Genomic DNA, 19,235 nt, shown 5'->3' on the forward strand with positions numbered 1-19,235 from the left:
TTATTATGTGCATCTATTCATTTTCTTCTCTTCATTCTTATAACTTCACCCAATATTGGCTTCCATCAGCTGTTCTATCTAAAAAACCATATTCGATTAAATATCTTCTCAAAGTTACAAAATCCGGATATATATTTTCTAAAACTGTATTCACTTCTTTTTCAGTATACTTTTTATTACTATCGAATTTCTTCACTAAATGACGTAATATAATCAATTTACGCTTTTGCTTTTTCGGAAATTTAGAAAGCGGTCCATCCAAACCTTCTGTAAAATGCACTGTTAAAACTTCAGCATTTTCTTCCTCTGTAATATTGTATCTATCATCCACCATCGTAGCTGTTCTATGAATCGGTACAAATTTAGTTTGAACTTTTGATTTTTCTTCTGACAATTCCATTAACGCTAAAAATACTTTCGCTTGCTTCATTTTCTCGCGCAATGTAAATCGATGATTGCGAATCGTCGATGTGCTCCCGCCATCCATTTCTTTTACAATCTCTTTATCGTTAAGTCCCATATGGAAAAACTGAACCATTTTCTTTTGCAAATCAGTTAAGCCTGTAAACTTTTTATCAAGATTTAATAAATATTCAAACATAGATGTATGCTCATTTTGAATATGCAACTGTACAAACTTCTCTGCTTCATACAAAACTTGATTTTCTTGATAAATAACCCCTTTAATAAACGTTTCTCCACAAGCTAAACAAACATACTCCTCTGCTTCCTCGTCAAATACATACCCTTTCTTCAATTCCTCTATCGACGCATCCCAAAACTTCTCTGAAATATCACTCATACTAAACATTCCTCCAAAGGGTTTATTAAAACCATAAACAAATTACGATACCGTTTATTACCACTCCATCATCTTACCATACAAAAAGCAAACAATTCAATATTTCGTTTACCTATTTTACAAACTTTTATAAAAATATCTGTTTATACGTTATAAAAAGGACTTATCCCAACAAACAGCGAATGTGTTTTTAGAAACCACTTATTATTAAGATGTGAAATATGCTGTTCAATATTTAAGTGCTACAAACCTAATTCAACATGGAACCGGCATTCACACATTCCAAAACTTCAGCATTCAATTTTAACTACAAAAAAGGTGTTTCCATATACGAAAACACCTTTTACCTTTTATATATTTTATAAACAACCTCTACTAAAACTTTACTTGCTTTTACAAATACATGTTTTCGATTTCCATCCTCAACGAATCTATTTGAACAACCACTAATCATCATACAACTAATTATGACTATTACTTTAATACTTTTTCTGCAAATCATTTTATGCAACTCCACTTTTGAAAACTCCATTCAAATTTACCCCATCAAAAAAAGTTTACACGAATAATGAAACGTAAGAATATGTAATGTTGCATATTTTTACGTTTCATTACAATATTGTGATTTAATTATTTTAATGACTGGTATACCGAGGTGATTTACTTGAAATTTAAAGCGAAAAAAAATCCATTTCATATCATTTTAATCTCATTGTTTTTAGTCGTTTTTTTCATTTCTCTATTCTTTCAAAATGAGAATTCTATTTTTTTCACTCTCATGATGCTCTTAAATATCGTGAATCTCTCTTCTTTCTATTTTTCTCATTACAAAATAACGGAATCTGCCCTTATTGTTAAACATGGTTTCATACTCCGTACTGAAATTCCATTTGAAGATATACGCCACATTAAATACTCTGGTAAAAAGCTTCGTTCAGAAAATTGGACAAGACAACAAATAGAAATTCATTATAATTTATTCGACTCAGTAACATCTTTCGTACCACAAGAAGAGGAGAAATTCATTTCACTCTTAAAAGAAAACTGGCCAAATGTGAAAATAATCAATAGTACCTCAAATGAATAATTTTGTTTGAGACAGTTCAATGCTATTAGGATAACTATATAAGAATTGAATATCCTCCCCAAGTAAAACCGCCGTTTACATATTTATTCTCCCCTCAGGCTAACTCCCCAATAGTTAGTCTATTTTTTATTACATAAAGATACTACGCCTTCATCACAAACAAACGATACGAACATACACTATTTCTAGAAAAACAAACTACTACACAAAATGAATGAAAGGTGCTTATTATGTATGAGTTAAGTTATGAAGGATTAACAGGTGAAATTATTACAAGATATGATTGTGAGTACGAAGAAGCTAGACAAGAATGGAATCGGGCTATTCAAAAGTTTCCTTTAGCTATCATTTATTGTTTTACGAAATGGGATGTTAGTAATGCGATTATTTGGGCGAGAAAAAATGAAATTGCTATTCGCATTCGTTCTGGTGGACACCATTACGAAGGATATTCTGTCGGAAACAATGTCCTCGTAATTGATATAAGTAAAATGAACTGTATGCAGCTTAATGAACATAAAAATACATTAGTCATTCAAGGTGGTGCTCAAAATAAACAAATCTATGACTTTATCTCTTCAAAAGGTTATCCATTTCCAGGAGGAACTTGTCCAACTGTTGGAGTAAGTGGATACACTTTAGGTGGCGGTTGGGGCTATTCTAGTAGGTATTTCGGCCTTGGTTGTGACAATTTAATAGAGTTAGAATTAATTGACTATAAAGGTAAAGTAATTACAGCTAATGAAACTTGCCATAAAGACTTATTTTGGGCTTGTCGCGGGGCAGGTGGCGGAAATTTTGGCATCGTTGTTTCGCTAACTTTTAAGCTCCCTCCAATAGTTGATAAAGTTACTTTCGTTGAACTATATTGGCCTAACGCTTCAGTAGACATCCAAAAGGAATTTCTTCACACATGGCAAAGCTGGCTAGTAAATTTAAATAGTAAGATGACAATCGGTGCGAGCATATACAACTCTGCTGTGGAAGGACTTGCAATATATGGACGAGGTTTATATTACGGTACCCCAGAAGATGCAGCGTTCATTCTACAAGATTTACTCAATATAAACGGGGTGAAGATGAATTTACAATATATCAGTTTTCTTGAAGCAATGGCCATTGTAGAATCTTCATATCCCTCGTCTGAACAATTTAAATCTATAGGCCGGTTCGTTCATAAACAATATAACGAGGAAGAAATCGAAAAAATTATTAGTCTTATTGAAGATAGAGCTTCCGGTAGTATTTTTGCAGCTATAAGTCTCTACCCCCTTGGAGGAAAAATTCAAGATGTAGGTAAAGATGCGAGCGCTTTTTATTACCGCGATGCACATTATATTCTAGGAATCCAAACTATATGGGAAGATCCGATTGTTAAAAAGGATAATTCCCAATGGTTAGAAAGCCGATTTGACTATATAGAATCTATAACAGAAGGCTCATTCATCAATTTCCCATACAGCGATTTGAAAGATTATATGAACGCTTATTACGGGACACATGCGAACAAATTAAGAAAAATCGGTAAAAAATATGACCCTTTATGTGTATTTACTTTTCCGCAAGGAATTAAAAATTAATATGTGATAAAGTGAAACTTTAATCAGTGGAGGTTTTGTTCATCCCCCACTGATTATTAGCCTTCACCAATCGGGCGTTTATGGGCAGCAGGGCTCCCACCTAACTTCTTTGCTTCAGCCGAATTTTGAGGTAGGAGTTTTACTGCCCGGCAAATAGCGGGATAAAAAAGCCAAGATTCTAAATTAAGAATCTTGGCCTCTTCTATTATTCTTTCGGAGCAATCATTTTTTTCGGATCTACAATCTCATCAAATTGCTCTTCTGTTAGTAGTCCAGATTGCAATGCTGCTTCTTTTAAAGTTAACCCTTCTTTATGGGCATGCTTTGCAATTTTCGCGGCATTTTCATACCCGATATGTGGGTTTAGCACTGTTACAAGCATTAATGAACGATTTACATTTTCATTAATTACTTCTTCATCTGCTTCAATACCAACTGCACATTTATCATTAAACGAAACGGTTGCATCAGCTAATAAGTGAGCAGATTGCAGGAAGTTGTAAGCAATAACTGGTTTGAATACGTTTAGCTCAAAATTACCTTGGCTCGCAGCAAATCCGATTGTTGTGTCATTCCCCATAACTTGTGCTACAACCATTGTTAATGCTTCACTTTGCGTTGGATTTACTTTACCTGGCATAATAGAGCTTCCTGGTTCATTTGCAGGGATAATAATTTCCCCAAGACCACTTCGTGGACCACTTGCAAGCCAGCGCACATCGTTAGCTATCTTCATTAAATCAGCAGCTAATGCTTTTAATGCTCCATGTGCAAATACAACTTCATCATGGCTCGTTAACGCATGGAATTTATTTGGTGCAGAAACAAATTGTTTACCTGTAAACAGACTAATTTCTTCTGCTACCATCTCACCAAATTTAGGGTGCGCATTAATTCCAGTTCCAACCGCAGTACCACCAATTGCTAATTCTTTCATATATGTATTGCTATCTGCAATCATACGCTCTGTTTTTTCAAGCATACGGTGCCATCCGCTAATTTCTTGTCCTAACGTTAAAGGTGTTGCATCTTGTAAATGCGTACGACCGATTTTAATAATATGTTCAAATGCAGTTACTTTTTCTGCTAATGTTTCTTTTAATTTCGTAATAGCTGGCAATACATGGTTTTCTACCGCAATTACACACGCTACATGAAGTGCTGTTGGGAACGTATCATTTGAACTTTGAGACATGTTCACGTCATCATTCGGATGAATATGTACGTCAGATCCCTTTTCTTTCAAAATTTGATTACCGCGGTTTGCAATTACTTCATTTACATTCATATTCGATTGTGTACCACTACCCGTTTGCCATACGACAAGTGGAAAATGTTCATTCCATTTTTCTGCGATAACTTCATCAGCAGCTTCCACAATTGCTTGCGTCTTCTCTTCTGATAGCTTTCCTAATTTTTGATTACTAAGCGCTGCACTCTTCTTTAAAATCGCAAATGCTTTTACAATTTCAAGCGGCATATGCTCTGTTCCAATCGGAAAATTTTCCTTACTACGCTGCGTTTGTGCTGCCCATAATTTATCAGCTGGAACTTTCATTTCTCCTAATGTATCTCTTTCAATTCTGTACTCCATTTTTTCATCCCCTTGAAAATAAAATACCTACATCTTTTATTTTAACAGACTTTCTATCAAATGATAAGAATTCTCATTAATACATATAAAAAAAATTACCTTCCGCCACCGCAGAAGGTAATTTTTTTATGATGCTTGCTTTCCTTTATCCGCATCATCTACATACCAAATGAACTTGCCTGTATATCCATAAATAACTGCTAAAATGAGTGATACGAAGCTTAGCCACATAAATGGAACGTATGATAATGTTGATACACCTAAAATACCAGCCATAAAAATACCATTATCAGACCATGGAACCATACCAGAAGTCAAAGTTCCACCTACTTCTGAGTTACGTGCTAATACGCGGCGATCTATTTTTAATTTATCATAGCTATCTTCCATAATTTTTGGTGTTAAAATAAGTGATACGTACATCGCACAACCAAATATGTTAGCTAAAAATGCAACGATTAATGTAGACAATGTTACATTACCTGCAGAATTTAATTTCTTCTCAAATTTCGATACGATTACCTTTAGAACACCTAACTTTTCAAGTAATCCACCAAAACCTAATCCGAAAATAATAACAGCTACTGAACCAAGCATACCATTAATTCCACCACGGTTTAATAACTTATCGACAAACTCGACACCAGATTGAATTGAGAATCCGTTATATGCTGTTCCAATTGCCTCTCCAAAGTTCATTCCTTGGAAAAGTGTTGCCCAAATTGCACCAATTAAAGCTCCCATAGCAATTGTTGGCATAGATGGTTTCTTCATCGCCAATAGCACAATAACAATTACCGCTGGAACAAGCATCCATATTTTAATATCAAAGTGCTTTAATAAAGATTCTTTTAAAAACTCAACTCTATTTAAATCTACATTATCCCCGCCATACATCCATCCAGCAACAGTAAACATAATGCTGGTAATAATATAAGCTGGAACGTCTAATACGAGCATAGCTCGAACGTGAGCGATAACATCTACTTTCGCCATAGAAGCTGCAAGAACTGTGCTATCAGAAAGTGGTGATAATTTGTCTCCGAAATAAGCTCCTGAAAGGACTGCACCCGCAACAAGCGGAAGTGGTAATCCAAGCCCTTCACCTATCGCCATCATAGCAATACCTGCAGTTCCAACTGTTCCCCATGATGTTCCTGTCGCGATAGAAGTGATTGAACAAATAATTAAAGTTGCCAATAAGAATATGCTAGGATGAATGAACTCTAATCCATAATAAATTAATGTAGGTACAACCCCACCAGCAATCCACGTTCCAATTAAAGCCCCAACTGCAACTAAAATAAGAATTGCTTCTAATCCATTAGAAATCCCTTTCGTAATTGCATCTTGCAATTCTTGATAACGAAATCCTAATCTTAATCCAAGCGCAATAACTAAAAACCATGAAATAAATAGCGCTAATTGAATTGGGAGATCAAAAATCGTTTGGAAGGAAAAGACGACAGCAAGAAATAGGCATAAAAGAATAATAATTTCTAGCATCGATGGTAATCTTACACTTTTCATTTTTTTCTCTCCTTACAAGTCGATAACATGATGTATGTAGTCTTACGTGTATGTAGTATACAATTAGCGAAGACAAAACAAAATTTTCATATTATTTCGATTTATTTTTTCAGTATAATATATTCACAACCCTTTCTATTGTAAAAGTAGATTGCGCTTTTCGCAATGAAAAATATAAAAAATGTTGTATTTTTATTTATTTAGATAAAAACACCTAATGAAATAAAACTTTAATCAATGAGGGTTTTATCCATCCCCACTAATTATTAACCCATAATAACCTTTTTAATATTTGCCTCAACAAAACTTTTTACTACCGCTTTCACCTCATATGTAATAATATATTTCCACATAAAAAAAGAGCACACATCATTTAATCGATGCATGCGCCTCTTTTATTTATACATATTTTGTATCTCTTCTTTATTTTTAAGTATTTCCGAAAACTTATCGCTACAACCTTTCGGAAATAAAACTCCGAGTCCATATGAATGCCCAAACTGAAAATGAGGGTATTTCACCTTGACCTCATCCCAAAACTTATACACACCGAAATCACCGTTTTTAACTTCAATATCATGAAATAATACAATACCGTTTTTCGCAACTTTAGGTAACCATGTTTTATAATCATGAGAAACAGCTTCATACGTATGATAGCCATCAATATGCAAAAGATTTATCGTTTCATCTTGAAACTCATCCAGAGCATCATCAAAAGTAGACCGAATTAAATTCCCTATATTCAGGTAGTTATCCCTCACCACTTTTTCTACTATTTGAAAAACCCCTTCTCCATATGGACCTGTATGCCCATCTCCAGCCCAAGTATCTACAGCAAAACATTTTGTGGCTAACCCACCATCTTTTACCCCCTGGCAAAAACTAAAAAAGGAAGCACCTAAATGCGTACCTAACTCAACTAAAGTTGCTGGTTCTTCAAATCTTACTAAATCATATGCGAAATCTAAATGCCCACTCCACGCAGATTGTGACCGAATAATAGGACTAAAATTTTCAAATTCAAACGATGGTTTATGAGTAACCCAGTTCATCACGTATCTCCTTATACACATATTTTTAACAAACCAAATTACTCTTATCTTTATTTTTTTGGCGCCGCGATTATGATTATATTTCATAAAAAGATGAAGAATTACCCCATTCTTATTGGGGTAATTCTTCATATACATATGGATTTGCTGGCTTCTTAATCTTCTCTACTTTACTTATTTTCACAAGTGGAAATAGCATTCCTTAGAACCAGAAGCATTGAAAAACTTGGATGAACGATATGGAGATCAAATAACTGAACTTGTATTTATCGGCATCGATATGAATCGTTCTATTAACAGAAAAAGAAATGAAACAAGATTGAAATACATTTGTTGATCCTATTCCCGCTTTTACTTTCACTTCATAATAAAAAGGCTTCCGTAGCATGGAGCCTTTTTCACTTTGTAGTACTCTTATTTAACATATTTGCTTTAATAAGAAACACAATTGTACCTAAAACAATTAAGATAGCATATACGATACCAACTACATCACCTATTTTTTCTAAGCCAAACGGTAATAGTATAGTAGCAACTCCGACTATATAGGAAAACACACCTGAAAGCTTCGCTAATTTATTTTTATCTCCAACAAACGTTTCTTCCTGATAGCCTGCCAACAAAAACAATCTCTTTTTCACATGTATTTGATAGCCTAAAAAAATGATAAGTAATCCAACAAATAAACAAACCAAAAATCCTGCTAGCATATAACTCTCCCCTACGATATTTTACTATACACAAAAAAGATGATCGTTCTTACTAAACAATTTTATTTTTAATTAGAAATTTCAGTTTATTAATACTCCATTTCGTGATATATTGCATATTGTATCTAATATATATTTTTTTGAAAGGAGGACTTATATATTTTATGGATTCAAATCGTTTAAAAGGAATTATTATGGTTGTAATCGGTGCTTGTTTATGGGGCTTATCCGGAACAGCTGCGCAACAACTTTTTCAGTATGAAAACGTTTCTACTGAATGGTTAGTTACAATCCGTTTGCTTATATCCGGTGCTATTTTGCTCATTATGTCATCATTCGGAGCGAACAAAAAAGAAATATTTGGAATTTGGAAACAAAAGTCTGATGCAAATAAGATAATTTTGTTCGGTCTTTTAGGCATGCTTGCTGTACAGTACACGTACTTCGCTTCTATTAAAGAAGGAAACGCTGCTGTTGCAACTTTGTTACAATATTTAGCCCCTATATTTATCACTGTATACTTACTTTTCAAATGGAGCGTTCGCCCATCAAAAATTGATTATATTTCAATTACCCTCTCATTAGTAGGGACTTTTCTCCTATTAACAAACGGTTCTGTTCATAACTTAGCTGTATCTACACCTGCTATCATTTGGGGCGTTTTATCTGGACTATCTCTTGCATTTTATAGTTTGTATTCAAAAGAATTGTTAGAAAAGTGGTCTTCATCCGTTATCGTTGGATGGGGGATGATCATTGGAGGGATTGGCGTAACGATTTTACACTTTATTTCCACAAACGAATTCATTTTATTATCAACTATGAAATATGTAAAACTAAGTACCCTCCCGCTCATTACATTTGTCGTCATTTTCGGGACACTCATCGCATTTTATTTATACTTAGATAGCATAAGATACCTTACGCCTAAAGAAACAACATTATTTGGCTGTACAGAACCACTCGCAGCTATTATTTCTTCTGTGCTTATTTTGCACGTACCGTTTCAATCTTTTCAGTTATTAGGTGCTTTTTGTGTAATTGTAATGGTGCTCATATTAAGCCAAAAACCGGATAAAGGAAAACCAAAATTAAAGCTTGTTAATACGAAAAAGAAATATATACAATGAAAGGATTGAATTCACTATGCCTGTCCCTCAAAATTATAAAAAACCAGGAAGAGTTTCAGCAAAGTCACTCGTTTTAAATCAACTGCAAGATTGGATTATAGAAGGTGTTTTACGACCTGATGAAAAAATAAATGATGGGGAATTGGCAGAAGCACTAGGAGTAAGCAGAACACCTGTTAGAGAAGCTTTACAAATTTTAGAGCTTTCTGGATTAGTTGAAATGGTACCTGGGCAAAAAACGAAAATCGCGCCTATTAAGTTAGACGACGTATCTATCATTTATGAGACGATAGCTGGTCTTCACTCAATTATAGGAAAGCAAGCACTTCAAAAAGTTACAGACGCTGATATTAAACTACTTTCCGAGATAAATGATGCTTTTCAACAATCTATACATGAAAAAGATTCAAAAAAAGCTTTAGAACTAGATATACGATTTCACAATACAATTACTTCTATTGCTAAAAACCGATATATTGAACCTTTTCTAGAAAATATGCAACTTCACATTTTACGCCTTGAATATTTATTTTTCCAAAACTTCGTGCCTGCAAGTCAATCTATTAAAGAACATCACTCTATAATTCAAGCACTACAAAAACAGGATGAAAAACGAATGGAACAAATGATGTCTCAAAACTGGCTCCGTCCAATGAAAGAAATACAAAAAATAATTTCTATGAAATAATAAAGCTGGTTACACAAAAGTGTAACCAGCTCCTTCTTTAATAATCTATATGCTATGCCTGAATATTTGCGTAATCTTCAATATGCTCGTACTCTTTTTCCAATTCCTCTAAAGACAGCTCGTATAATTGTCGGTCGCGAATCTTAAACACCCCTGCCCCAATTAACTCATCAATTAAATGTCTCTTACGATTTTCAACAGCAAAACGGAGTTGACTACTCATCTTTTAAAAAACTCCTTTCTACGATCATTGAAAATGATAATCTTTATCAATTACCACTTTTGATTATAAAAGATGATTCTTAATAAGTAAAGTAATCTTATGAAATATTTACCTTACAAAGTATTTGTGGCCACATTATATATATGTATGCCACGCGAAAAATGTTATGACACTTTTTCATACCCTTTTTCTTTCATACTTTGCAAGTTGTCTCATTATGGTTAAATTCACCTTCTATTTCAACTTGAATGGTGACATGTTCTACATGAAATTTCCCCTTTAATACATCCGTTGCTTCTTTCAATACGCTTTGCGTTTCATTACCTTCGATAATAAGATGGCAAGTTAATACTTGAAAATCTGATGTTACAGACCATATATGTAAATCATGAACTTCTTTTATAATAGTAATATTTAATAATGTATTTTTCACCTCTTCAGCATCTATGTGCTGCGGTGCACCTTCCATTAATATATGAACTGTATCACGTGTTACACGCCATCCACTTATAATGACTAAAATAGACACAAGAATACTAGCAACCGCATCTGCAGCAGTCCATCCAAAAAATTTAATAAGTAACGCAGCAATAATCGCTCCAACTGAACCTAATAAATCGCCTAGTACATGTAAGAACGCACTTCTTAAATTTAAATTACCTTTCACATCTCCGCCTCTCATTAATATCCAAGCTGATACAATATTAATAAGCAGACCAAGTACAGCAATAATGAGCATTCCATTACTAGCGATTTCAACTGGTTCCTTAAAACGACGAATTGCTTCAATAAAAATATATACTGAAATGACAATAAGAACGACACCATTACATAATGCCGCTAACATTTCGACTCGCTTATACCCATATGTTTTCGCGGCCGTTGCCGTTTTTTCCCCAAGCTTGAACGCAAGTAAACTTAAAGCTAAGGATACTGCATCACTTAACATATGCCCTGCGTCAGACAATAGTGCTAAGCTATTTGTTACAAATCCGCCAATAACTTCAGCAATCATAAAACTTGTTGTTAATAAGAAGGCAATTAATAACGCTTTTTTATTTTTTGAATGACCGTGATCATGTGAGTGTCCCATACAAATACTCCTTTAAGTGCAATATCTGTATGTTAGTATGAAACACATTCCCTATCTTTATCCCCCATTAACGCCCGATAGTGAATGCTACTAATCCGTAGAAGATGAACAATACCCCACTGATTAAAGTTTCACTTTATCCCGCTTCCTCTGTATACAAACTTCGCTACTTTTCAAACAAGTCCTTTTTCTCAACTAAAAACAAGACTACTTCTTTTTTATTTTCATATTGTTTACTAATGAAAGAATTTTTAAGGGGGTTACAAACTTGAAACGACTATTTCTCTGCATGGAGCGTGAACTTGTTGTAGTAAAAGAACAATATGGTAACTATGAAACCACATATCATTTACAAAATATGCAACCTACCTGTATTGTGGTTGATCCATTCCAAACAAATCGTGTATATTGCGGCACATTTGGACGAGGTTTATGGCTAAGTGACGATGGCGGGGATTCATGGAGACCAATTGGAGATTCATATCGTTACTTTGATTTCCCTAAAGAGGATGGTATTTTACACTCTTCTATTACTTCTATAACGATAAGCTCAAATGAACAAGTTAACGGCTACGGCGTCGTTTATGTCGGCACAGAACCGAGTGCTTTATTCCGTTCAGAAAATGGTGGTGAAACGTGGACTGAACTTAAAAATATGAAATCATTATTATCTTCCTATACGTGGGCTTTTCCGCCTAGACCTTTTACCCATCACGTACGCTGGATTACAGTTGATCCAAACAATCCAAATACACTCCATGTTTCAATCGAAGCTGGTGCTGTTATTCAAAGTAATGATAAAGGGCATACATGGATTGATAAAAAATTCGGTGCTCCTATCGATGCTCATCAATTACTCATGCACCCTGAAGCCCCAAATCGCCTTTATGCATCATGTGGTGACGGATTTATGGGCGGACCTGATCGCGCATATCTTGAAAGTTATAACAGTGGAAACAGCTGGATCTCATGTAGTGACGGACTTGAGCATCATTATTTATACAGTATGGCTATCGATCCAGCTGATTGCGATACAATTCTCGTTTCTGCCGCACCGAGTGCTGATTTAGCTCATCACCGTATTCCTTATGAATCTTATATTTATCGTAAAACGAAAGAGACTCCGTTCCAGCAAGTACAGCAAGGTCTACCATCTGCAATTGGTACAGTCATTTCGATGTTTGCTACAAATCCAGCCGAACCACATACGTTTTACACTTTAAATAACAATGGCATCTTTCAATCCACTGATAGCGGTGAAACGTGGGAACAACTAAACATTACATGGAAAGAGGAATATAAAACGCAGCATCCGCATGCATTGCTCGTTACTAGTTCTTAACAAAAAGAGCCTGCCTTCATTTAAGGCAGGCTCTCTATTTATTTCTTTAAATCAATGACAATATCATCTAACACTATATCTTTACTCTTCGCTTCTTTTTTCGGTACTTCTATTTTCTTCTCTTTCCCATTCACATACTCCACTCCACCATGATTTTCAGGTGTATGAACTCGCAAGTGCACGTGAGGTGTGACAATAAGCTTTGTAGCATTTTCGTTTAACTTTTGGAATGTAGCACTCCAACTACTTTTATGTGGTTCTGCTACTGTACCAGTTCCTCCATTTCCTTCACCTGCATATTTATTTCCTAAATCATCTTTTATTTCTAATTCCACATCCGCGCTATCCCATATACTTCGTAATGCCTTAGATTCTTCTTGATTGTAAAAAACGATAAAGGACATCGGGGTTACTTCCATTTTGTCTATATTTACTTTTATTAATTCATTTTCAGAAACCCTATTGAGCTTTACTTCCTTACTATCCATTGCTTTTAAACTAAGTGCGAAATTCCAGTTCCCTTTAATTGATTTTTTTTCTTCGTACATATTAATTGATTCCATATTCCATCTAACATTTGCAACGTCCATTCTTTTACTACCAAGATCACTTGTTGTAGTCATACCTACATATTTTTTATCTCCTACTTTCGTAGTTTTAGAACTTCCTGCCGCACCATTAGACATGCTTACCTGTGGGGAACCAAATATGCTCGGATGCTCTCCTAAATCTTTATCACTTTCTATAGAATACGTTATCGTTACAGTTCTACCATCGAACACAGCATCATTAATTGTAACTTTAACCCCATTACTCTCTTTCGTCATATTCAATTCAGTCGAAAACTCTTTATAATTTTCATATAATCCTGTTCTACCGTTATCTAAAAAGCGGAATATGTCACCTACAATTGGCAATCCTCCAGCATATGTAGGAAATCCGATACCGAGTGTTACAACTGATAATCCTACTAAAATGGATGCAGCAGCGACACCTTTTTTCCAAGTTTTCATCTTTTTCTTCGTACGTATAGATCGTTTTAAATTACGTTTCACTTTTTCTTTTTCAATTTCAGAAGTCTCAAGTTCTTTTTCATCTATATCAATATCATTTAATAGTTCATAAATGTCTTTCATATTGCACTACCTCCAAAACTAATATTCGTAGCATTTTGTTGTAGTTTCTTTTTTCCCCGGTACACACGATTATCGATCGCTGCCCTGGTTAATCCTAACTTGTCACCGATTTCCTCTGTCTTCATGCCGAGGAGATATTTCATAACGAACACCTTTTGATCTAACGGTTCTAATTGATTAATAAGCTTCAATAACTCTTCCCTATCTTCCATAACGATTAATTCATCTTCTGCCGATTTTTCTGTACTAATATGAAACTCATCTGAAATAATTTCTACTGTTCTAGTCGCTTTCCGGTAATAATCAATCGCCTTAAACTTTGCAATCGCTGCAATCCATTTTTTAAAATCATTCGGCTCTCCATGAAATTTATTTGCATTATTCCAAATGGAAAGAAATATATCGTTTACACATTCCTCTATGAGTCCATCATTTTGAACCGGAAGAAGAACTTTGTGCGTTATCCCCTTTATGAGCGGTAAGTATGTATCGACAACAAATTCTAGCGCATCTTCCTTCTGCCGCTGTAATCTTTTTATAAAATTTTTCTCATTTGATTTCATGTAGCGATTCCCCTTATTTTTTTGTAAAAGCTTTTACACCCTATATAACGTCTAAAAAAATATTTTCTCTCATCTTTTTTATTTTTTGTATGTAATGGAATACTTTTCCTTAGCCATTGTCTCATATAAATATAAGCTTGAAGAAAATTTTCTCAAGTCTGTAATTCAATTAGTGTAGTACACTATTTATGCAGACATTCTTTAACCTGATGTACATTTCATTTAATTAATCTATTTTTATAATTTTAAATTAGGAGATGAGATTTGTATGTGTGGAATTACAGGTTGGGTAGATTGGAAGAAAGATCTTTCAAATGAACATGTTATTTTAGAAAAGATGGCGAATAGTATTCAGCATCGCGGTCCTGATGCTGAAGGATTTTGGTTTTCACCTCATGCGGCTTTTGCACACCGACGTTTAATTGTTATTGACCCAGAAGGCGGGACGCAGCCAAAAACATTCCGTGCCGGTGATTATACGTATGCTCTTACTTATAATGGAGAAATTTATAATTTTCGTGAGCTGAGAGAACAGCTTCAAAAATGTGGGCATGCATTTGAAACGCATTCAGATACAGAAGTGTTACTACATGCTTATTTAGAATGGAAAGAAGACTGCGTACAACATTTAAACGGAATTTTCGCTTTCGCCTTATGGGATGATCAGAAGCAACAACTGTTTTTAGCACGTGATCATTTAGGCGTAAAGCCACTCTTTTATACAGAAAGAAATGACAGTATTATTTTCGGATCTGAAATAAAGGCATTATTAGCTCATCCATCTGTTCCTGCTGAAATTGATGCGGACGGCATAAATGAAATATTTGGATTAGGCTTATTTCGAACTCCAGGATGTGGCGTCTTTAAACATATCCAAGAAGTTCGTGCTGGACATTCTATAACATTCACACGTGATAAAAAAGTAGTTCAAAAGTATTGGAATTTAGAAAGTAAGATTCATACAGATTCTACTGATGATACATCATCACATATTTTATCTATTTTACAAGATACAGTAAAAAGACAATTAATTGCCGATGTTCCTCTCGTCTGTATGTTATCAGGCGGATTAGACTCTAGCGGTATTACTGCACTTGCGGGTAAAGAATTTAGAGAGGAACACAAAACACTTCACACATATTCAATCGATTTTTTAAATAGCGCGAAAGATTTCGAACTGACATTTGCTCGAACTGGTTTAGACGCTCCTTGGGTAAAACATGTTTCTGAACATGTAGGGACATCGCATCATGACATTATTGTGAATGCTGAAGAGTTAGCAAATCACTTATTCGTTCCCCTTCACGCGAAAGATTTACCCAGTGCTGGCGAAATGGAAACTTCACTTTATTTACTATTTTGCGAAATGAAAAAAGATGCAACCGTAGCTTTATCTGGAGAATCTGCTGATGAAGTATTCGGGGGATATCCTTGGTTTCATCAAGAAGAACTATTATATGTAGATAAGTTTCCGTGGTTAACAAACTGGAAAAACACATCTTCTCTATTATTAAACGACGTAACAACTCAATGTAATCCTGAGCAGTATATTAATAAACGATTCCATGAAGCTGCTCTTGAAGTACCTACTCTTGAAGGTGAAAGTAAAAAATCCGCGAAACAACGTCAAATGTTTTATTTATTTTTAACACGATTCCTTCCGTTCTTACTCGACCGTAAAGACCGTATGAGTATGGCTGTAGGATTTGAAGTTCGTGTACCGTTTTGCGATTATAGACTAGTTGAATATTTATGGAATGTTCCTTTCAACATAAAAAGTATTGATAATATTGAAAAGGGAATTTTACGTAGAGCGCTGAAACCGGCTTTACCTGATGATGTGCGAAATAGAAGAAAAAGCGCTTACCCTACTTCACAGGATCCACACTATTTACAAACAATCCGCAATTTAACGCTTGATATGTGCAGCAATAAAAACAATCCTGTTTTCTCACTCATTAACCATTCCATATTACTTGCAATTGCTGATCAAAGTAACAAAAAGATTACCAATTTTGAAGCAAGAAGTGCTATGGAGTATATGCTACAAGTAAATGAATGGTTAAAAACGTATCATATTCATATTGCTTAACAAAAAAGAGTTCAAGGACAAAAACCCTTGAACTCTCTTTCATTTATTAATTGGCACATTGTCTATTTTCAGTATCGATGGACCATCCAATAATAGTGGCACAATCTCTACCTTTCCACTGAAGTACATTTGTTAATACAGGCTCAATCTGTAAACAAGATCCGTCGTGTAATATTTCTACTAAAGATTGATCATCATCAAACTTTAGTTTATCACACTCTAAAATACCATCCGTTGCCATTACAATGTGATTCTGACCTTTTTCTAATCCCCTTACCCCTGATGTAAAACAAGGTGTATTCGCTGCAAAAACATTTTTTCTTCCTATATACTCATAGTTCTTACGCTTATTTAGCCTACCTTTTCCATTTTTCGTTTGCTCTGAATGGAATAAATACGCGAAGCAATCACCAACTGATAGCCAATATAAGAACTCGCCTTTTCGTAAACAAATTAAACATGCAAGTTCCTCATCATCTTGGTCACATTTCTCGATAAAGAGCTCATCTGTAAATAACGCTAATAAATACATATGTGTATGATGAAAAGCTAAATGGATTGGGTATGAAAATAACTCTTTTAGTTTTTCTTCTCTTTCTGAAATCGCTTCTATTATATAATGTATATTTTTCGTTTTATGATGTGTATCAAAAATCATAACAAATTCAAATTCTAATTTCGGATCCCACCAAGCTAGCACTGCATCTCCTCTTTCATATGCATCACTCTCTTGATTTCCTCCATATACGCCGACTGAAAGAGGACCACATTTTTCAACATGTATTTGATCTACATACATCTTTTCATGACTAATCCATTTAAATGTATTCACAGCTATCATCCTCTCTCTTGCTAAATGTATACCTTTACACATAGATTACCTTATATTTCAATAAAAATAAACTTTTTCAACATTTTTAATGAAAATAAAAGGATTTTACTTCTGATTCAACGAATATATCTTACTATACGATATAAAAATAGGAGGATTTATCATTATGAAAGACATTAATCAACATTGGGAAAGTATTTATTATCACTTACGATATGAATATGAAGACAACCTTTCTCACCAAGCTATTCGTATTTTACAAATCGTTTCTCGTGAGAAAGATATAACAATTGGAAAAGTTGCTACTGAGCTTAGTCTCTCTCATAACACAGCATCTGAACACGTAAAGCGCCTTATTCAAAAAGGATTTATTATAAAAGAAAGAAACAAACACGATGAAAGGGTTGTAAACCTTACTTTAACGAAAGAAGGCATTGAAGTATTAGAAAAGCATACTTTACTAGATAAAGAAAAGATAAAAATATTAGAATCACAGTTATCAAAAGAAGAACAACAACTAATAGAAAAAGCCTTTTCGTTATTAGCGAAGGAGGCAAAATATGCATTTCCTCGTTAAAGTAATCGTTTCGGCACTTATTATCGGCGTTATTACTGAAGTCGCTAAACATTATAGTACGATAGGCGGCTTTATCGCTGCCCTTCCACTCGTTAGTTTACTAAGCCTATTTTGGATTTCTTTCGAAGGTGGGAGTAAACAAGAATTAAGTCAATTCGCTTTAGGCGTATTATATGGATTTCCTGCATCCGCACTACTATTATTTATTGTTTATATCGGTTTAAAGAACTCCTTTTCACTTAGTACATCTATACTCTTCGGCATATGTGCCTGGTGTATCGTCTTTACTTGCCAAAAAGTATTTCAAGCTTAGGGGGAATTACTATTAATAGATCAATAGAGATATTTGGACAAACTGTAGAAGTATATATAAGAGGTAACAGTAAACAAACTGTAGTCATTCAAACAGGAATGAGTTGCTCATTTTATGATTGGCTCCCTATTATAGAAGAGCTTTCACAACACTTTACAGTTGTGTCATACCATCGCCCAGGTTACGGAAAAAGTGAGCTAGGAAATACTCCACGTACAGCAAGGCAAGTTACAAAGGAACTACATATGTTACTAAACAAACTCCATATTCACGAGCCAATCATTCTAATCGGCCATTCCTATGGAGGGTTATGTGCACAACATTTTGCAATGTTACATGAAGATAGGCTGCAAGCACTTCTTTTAGTTGATTCTACTTCCATGAACTTACACCGATTAGATGAGCTTCATTTACCAGTTTCTGATCAAACTGATTCTGATGATATGTGGCTACAAAAATATTATACTTACTCCAACATGGATGCAGACGCACTTTATAATGAACTAAAATCTATGCTCGTCAATACAACAAAACAGCATATCAAATTTTCTACCTCTCCTTCATTATATAAAGCGACAGCTTCTGAACTGTCCGAGTGGAAAAATTGTGCTCGCTCAATAAAAAAACAACATAAAACATTAGAAATACCATTAATTGTTATCAGTAGAGATCCTCAATATTCTATTGCTCAATTGATTGAGGGCGGTATGCCAAAAGAAGAAGCTACACAACTTGAAGATATGTGGCAAGAACTTATTCGTGAACAATTAAATCTCTCAATAAACAGCCAATACATTTTGGCTGAACATGCTAGTCACGGGATAGAAAACGATCGTCCAGATGCTATCATTGAAGCCATTCACTTATTGTAAATAAAAAAAGGAAGCA

General features: G+C 34.5%; 20 protein-coding genes and 1 pseudogene. 10 read left to right on the forward strand and 11 right to left on the reverse strand.

The features are described 5' to 3' along the window. Positions 1–37: 37 nt before the first annotated feature. Complete coding sequence (locus AC1DS7_RS08095) at positions 38–802, reverse strand: DUF2087 domain-containing protein (protein WP_002126691.1); 765 nt, start codon at positions 800–802, stop codon at positions 38–40. Positions 803–1,145: 343 nt separating this feature from the next. Beyond that, on the reverse strand, positions 1,146–1,334 hold the full coding sequence (locus tag AC1DS7_RS08100) for a hypothetical protein (RefSeq protein WP_012260704.1): 189 nt from the start codon (positions 1,332–1,334) through the stop codon (positions 1,146–1,148). 132 nt (positions 1,335–1,466) lie between these two features. Here AC1DS7_RS08100 and AC1DS7_RS08105 point away from each other — a divergent pair, with 132 nt between their 5' ends. Both AC1DS7_RS08105 and AC1DS7_RS08110 read left to right on the forward strand, forming a co-directional pair. Further along, positions 1,467–1,889: a PH domain-containing protein gene (locus AC1DS7_RS08105; RefSeq protein ID WP_088291342.1), complete on the forward strand. Its 423-nt coding sequence runs from the start codon at positions 1,467–1,469 to the stop codon at positions 1,887–1,889. Between the two features lie 230 nt (positions 1,890–2,119). Beyond that, positions 2,120–3,469 (forward strand): FAD-binding oxidoreductase, encoded by a 1,350-nt coding sequence (locus tag AC1DS7_RS08110; RefSeq protein WP_199626640.1) that lies wholly within the window; start codon positions 2,120–2,122, stop codon positions 3,467–3,469. Between the two features lie 205 nt (positions 3,470–3,674). Here the strand turns inward: AC1DS7_RS08110 and fumC are convergent, their stop codons facing one another. The 3 genes from fumC to AC1DS7_RS08125 form a co-directional block, all read right to left on the reverse strand. Continuing rightward, a complete protein-coding gene (gene fumC, locus AC1DS7_RS08115; protein ID WP_476998905.1) occupies positions 3,675–5,063 on the reverse strand; it encodes a class II fumarate hydratase in 1,389 nt (462 codons plus the stop codon). A gap of 126 nt (positions 5,064–5,189) precedes the next feature. Further along, a complete protein-coding gene (gene nhaC / locus AC1DS7_RS08120) occupies positions 5,190–6,593 on the reverse strand; it encodes a Na+/H+ antiporter NhaC (protein WP_002126686.1) in 1,404 nt (467 codons plus the stop codon). Between the two features lie 395 nt (positions 6,594–6,988). Beyond that, complete coding sequence (locus tag AC1DS7_RS08125) at positions 6,989–7,648, reverse strand: class I SAM-dependent methyltransferase (protein WP_002030981.1); 660 nt, start codon at positions 7,646–7,648, stop codon at positions 6,989–6,991. Positions 7,649–7,853: 205 nt separating this feature from the next. Between AC1DS7_RS08125 and AC1DS7_RS08130 the strand changes: the two are divergent. Beyond that, a pseudogene (locus tag AC1DS7_RS08130) lies at positions 7,854–7,971 on the forward strand (cobalamin biosynthesis protein); the annotation flags it as partial. A 75-nt stretch (positions 7,972–8,046) separates the two neighbouring features. Here the strand turns inward: AC1DS7_RS08130 and AC1DS7_RS08135 are convergent. Next, positions 8,047–8,358, reverse strand: coding sequence for a DUF3784 domain-containing protein (locus tag AC1DS7_RS08135; protein ID WP_002064702.1), 312 nt, complete (start codon positions 8,356–8,358; stop codon positions 8,047–8,049). Between the two features lie 164 nt (positions 8,359–8,522). Here AC1DS7_RS08135 and AC1DS7_RS08140 point away from each other — a divergent pair, with 164 nt between their 5' ends. Both AC1DS7_RS08140 and AC1DS7_RS08145 read left to right on the forward strand, forming a co-directional pair. After that, positions 8,523–9,488, forward strand: a complete 966-nt coding sequence (locus AC1DS7_RS08140; RefSeq protein WP_016103098.1) for a DMT family transporter — start codon at positions 8,523–8,525, stop codon at positions 9,486–9,488. 16 nt (positions 9,489–9,504) lie between these two features. Beyond that, entirely contained in the window at positions 9,505–10,176 is a 672-nt protein-coding gene (locus tag AC1DS7_RS08145) for a GntR family transcriptional regulator (protein WP_002030983.1), read from the forward strand. A 52-nt stretch (positions 10,177–10,228) separates the two neighbouring features. Here AC1DS7_RS08145 and fbpA read toward each other — a convergent pair whose 3' ends face one another. After that, positions 10,229–10,399, reverse strand: coding sequence for a Fur-regulated basic protein FbpA (gene fbpA / locus AC1DS7_RS08150; RefSeq protein ID WP_002012091.1), 171 nt, complete (start codon positions 10,397–10,399; stop codon positions 10,229–10,231). Between the two features lie 193 nt (positions 10,400–10,592). Further along, positions 10,593–11,492 (reverse strand): cation diffusion facilitator family transporter, encoded by a 900-nt coding sequence (locus AC1DS7_RS08155; RefSeq protein ID WP_002186194.1) that lies wholly within the window; start codon positions 11,490–11,492, stop codon positions 10,593–10,595. A gap of 268 nt (positions 11,493–11,760) precedes the next feature. Here AC1DS7_RS08155 and AC1DS7_RS08160 point away from each other — a divergent pair, with 268 nt between their 5' ends. After that, positions 11,761–12,834 carry a WD40/YVTN/BNR-like repeat-containing protein gene (locus tag AC1DS7_RS08160; protein WP_012260700.1) on the forward strand — a complete coding sequence of 358 codons (1,074 nt, stop codon included), beginning with the start codon at positions 11,761–11,763 and terminating at the stop codon, positions 12,832–12,834. A 38-nt stretch (positions 12,835–12,872) separates the two neighbouring features. On the opposite strand, the gene AC1DS7_RS08165 is transcribed toward AC1DS7_RS08160, so the two are convergent. Continuing rightward, positions 12,873–13,970 carry a DUF4179 domain-containing protein gene (locus AC1DS7_RS08165; protein ID WP_476998906.1) on the reverse strand — a complete coding sequence of 366 codons (1,098 nt, stop codon included), beginning with the start codon at positions 13,968–13,970 and terminating at the stop codon, positions 12,873–12,875. Next, positions 13,967–14,533 (reverse strand): sigma-70 family RNA polymerase sigma factor, encoded by a 567-nt coding sequence (locus AC1DS7_RS08170; protein ID WP_149190329.1) that lies wholly within the window; start codon positions 14,531–14,533, stop codon positions 13,967–13,969. The genes AC1DS7_RS08165 and AC1DS7_RS08170 overlap by 4 nt, the downstream gene beginning before the upstream one ends. Before the next feature lie 268 nt (positions 14,534–14,801). On the opposite strand from AC1DS7_RS08170, the gene asnB reads away from it, so the two are divergent. Then, positions 14,802–16,625 (forward strand): asparagine synthase (glutamine-hydrolyzing), encoded by a 1,824-nt coding sequence (gene asnB / locus AC1DS7_RS08175; RefSeq protein ID WP_476998907.1) that lies wholly within the window; start codon positions 14,802–14,804, stop codon positions 16,623–16,625. 46 nt (positions 16,626–16,671) lie between these two features. Here asnB and AC1DS7_RS08180 read toward each other — a convergent pair whose 3' ends face one another. Beyond that, positions 16,672–17,499, reverse strand: coding sequence for a PP2C family serine/threonine-protein phosphatase (locus AC1DS7_RS08180; protein WP_002012083.1), 828 nt, complete (start codon positions 17,497–17,499; stop codon positions 16,672–16,674). A gap of 124 nt (positions 17,500–17,623) precedes the next feature. On the opposite strand from AC1DS7_RS08180, the gene AC1DS7_RS08185 reads away from it, so the two are divergent. The 3 genes from AC1DS7_RS08185 to AC1DS7_RS08195 are packed head-to-tail and all read left to right on the forward strand — an operon-like array spanning position 17,624 to position 19,219. Next, positions 17,624–18,034: a MarR family winged helix-turn-helix transcriptional regulator gene (locus AC1DS7_RS08185; RefSeq protein ID WP_002030991.1), complete on the forward strand. Its 411-nt coding sequence runs from the start codon at positions 17,624–17,626 to the stop codon at positions 18,032–18,034. Further along, positions 18,018–18,347 carry a DUF3147 family protein gene (locus AC1DS7_RS08190; protein WP_002086410.1) on the forward strand — a complete coding sequence of 110 codons (330 nt, stop codon included), beginning with the start codon at positions 18,018–18,020 and terminating at the stop codon, positions 18,345–18,347. The genes AC1DS7_RS08185 and AC1DS7_RS08190 overlap by 17 nt, the downstream gene beginning before the upstream one ends. After that, positions 18,299–19,219 (forward strand): alpha/beta fold hydrolase, encoded by a 921-nt coding sequence (locus AC1DS7_RS08195; RefSeq protein ID WP_016103092.1) that lies wholly within the window; start codon positions 18,299–18,301, stop codon positions 19,217–19,219. Before AC1DS7_RS08190 ends, AC1DS7_RS08195 begins: the two co-directional genes overlap by 49 nt. Positions 19,220–19,235: the final 16 nt, after the last annotated feature.

The sequence above is a fragment of the Bacillus sp. P4_E1 genome, assembly GCF_056401715.1.

Excerpts from the sequence above, each read along its gene's own strand:
- AC1DS7_RS08095 (WP_002126691.1), bottom strand. The coding sequence starts at position 802 with ATGAGTGATATTTCAGAGAAGTTTTGGGATGCGTCGATAGAGGAATTG.
- AC1DS7_RS08100 (WP_012260704.1), bottom strand. The coding sequence starts at position 1,334 with ATGGAGTTTTCAAAAGTGGAGTTGCATAAAATGATTTGCAGAAAAAGT.
- AC1DS7_RS08110 (WP_199626640.1), top strand. The coding sequence starts at position 2,120 with ATGTATGAGTTAAGTTATGAAGGATTAACAGGTGAAATTATTACAAGA.
- fumC (WP_476998905.1), bottom strand. The coding sequence starts at position 5,063 with ATGGAGTACAGAATTGAAAGAGATACATTAGGAGAAATGAAAGTTCCA.
- nhaC (WP_002126686.1), bottom strand. The coding sequence starts at position 6,593 with ATGAAAAGTGTAAGATTACCATCGATGCTAGAAATTATTATTCTTTTA.
- AC1DS7_RS08125 (WP_002030981.1), bottom strand. The coding sequence starts at position 7,648 with ATGAACTGGGTTACTCATAAACCATCGTTTGAATTTGAAAATTTTAGT.
- AC1DS7_RS08135 (WP_002064702.1), bottom strand. The coding sequence starts at position 8,358 with ATGCTAGCAGGATTTTTGGTTTGTTTATTTGTTGGATTACTTATCATT.
- AC1DS7_RS08140 (WP_016103098.1), top strand. The coding sequence starts at position 8,523 with ATGGATTCAAATCGTTTAAAAGGAATTATTATGGTTGTAATCGGTGCT.
- AC1DS7_RS08145 (WP_002030983.1), top strand. The coding sequence starts at position 9,505 with ATGCCTGTCCCTCAAAATTATAAAAAACCAGGAAGAGTTTCAGCAAAG.
- fbpA (WP_002012091.1), bottom strand. The coding sequence starts at position 10,399 with ATGAGTAGTCAACTCCGTTTTGCTGTTGAAAATCGTAAGAGACATTTA.
- AC1DS7_RS08155 (WP_002186194.1), bottom strand. The coding sequence starts at position 11,492 with ATGGGACACTCACATGATCACGGTCATTCAAAAAATAAAAAAGCGTTA.
- AC1DS7_RS08165 (WP_476998906.1), bottom strand. The coding sequence starts at position 13,970 with ATGAAAGACATTTATGAACTATTAAATGATATTGATATAGATGAAAAA.
- AC1DS7_RS08170 (WP_149190329.1), bottom strand. The coding sequence starts at position 14,533 with ATGAAATCAAATGAGAAAAATTTTATAAAAAGATTACAGCGGCAGAAG.
- asnB (WP_476998907.1), top strand. The coding sequence starts at position 14,802 with ATGTGTGGAATTACAGGTTGGGTAGATTGGAAGAAAGATCTTTCAAAT.
- AC1DS7_RS08180 (WP_002012083.1), bottom strand. The coding sequence starts at position 17,499 with ATGTGTAAAGGTATACATTTAGCAAGAGAGAGGATGATAGCTGTGAAT.
- AC1DS7_RS08185 (WP_002030991.1), top strand. The coding sequence starts at position 17,624 with ATGAAAGACATTAATCAACATTGGGAAAGTATTTATTATCACTTACGA.
- AC1DS7_RS08190 (WP_002086410.1), top strand. The coding sequence starts at position 18,018 with ATGCATTTCCTCGTTAAAGTAATCGTTTCGGCACTTATTATCGGCGTT.
- AC1DS7_RS08195 (WP_016103092.1), top strand. The coding sequence starts at position 18,299 with ATGTGCCTGGTGTATCGTCTTTACTTGCCAAAAAGTATTTCAAGCTTA.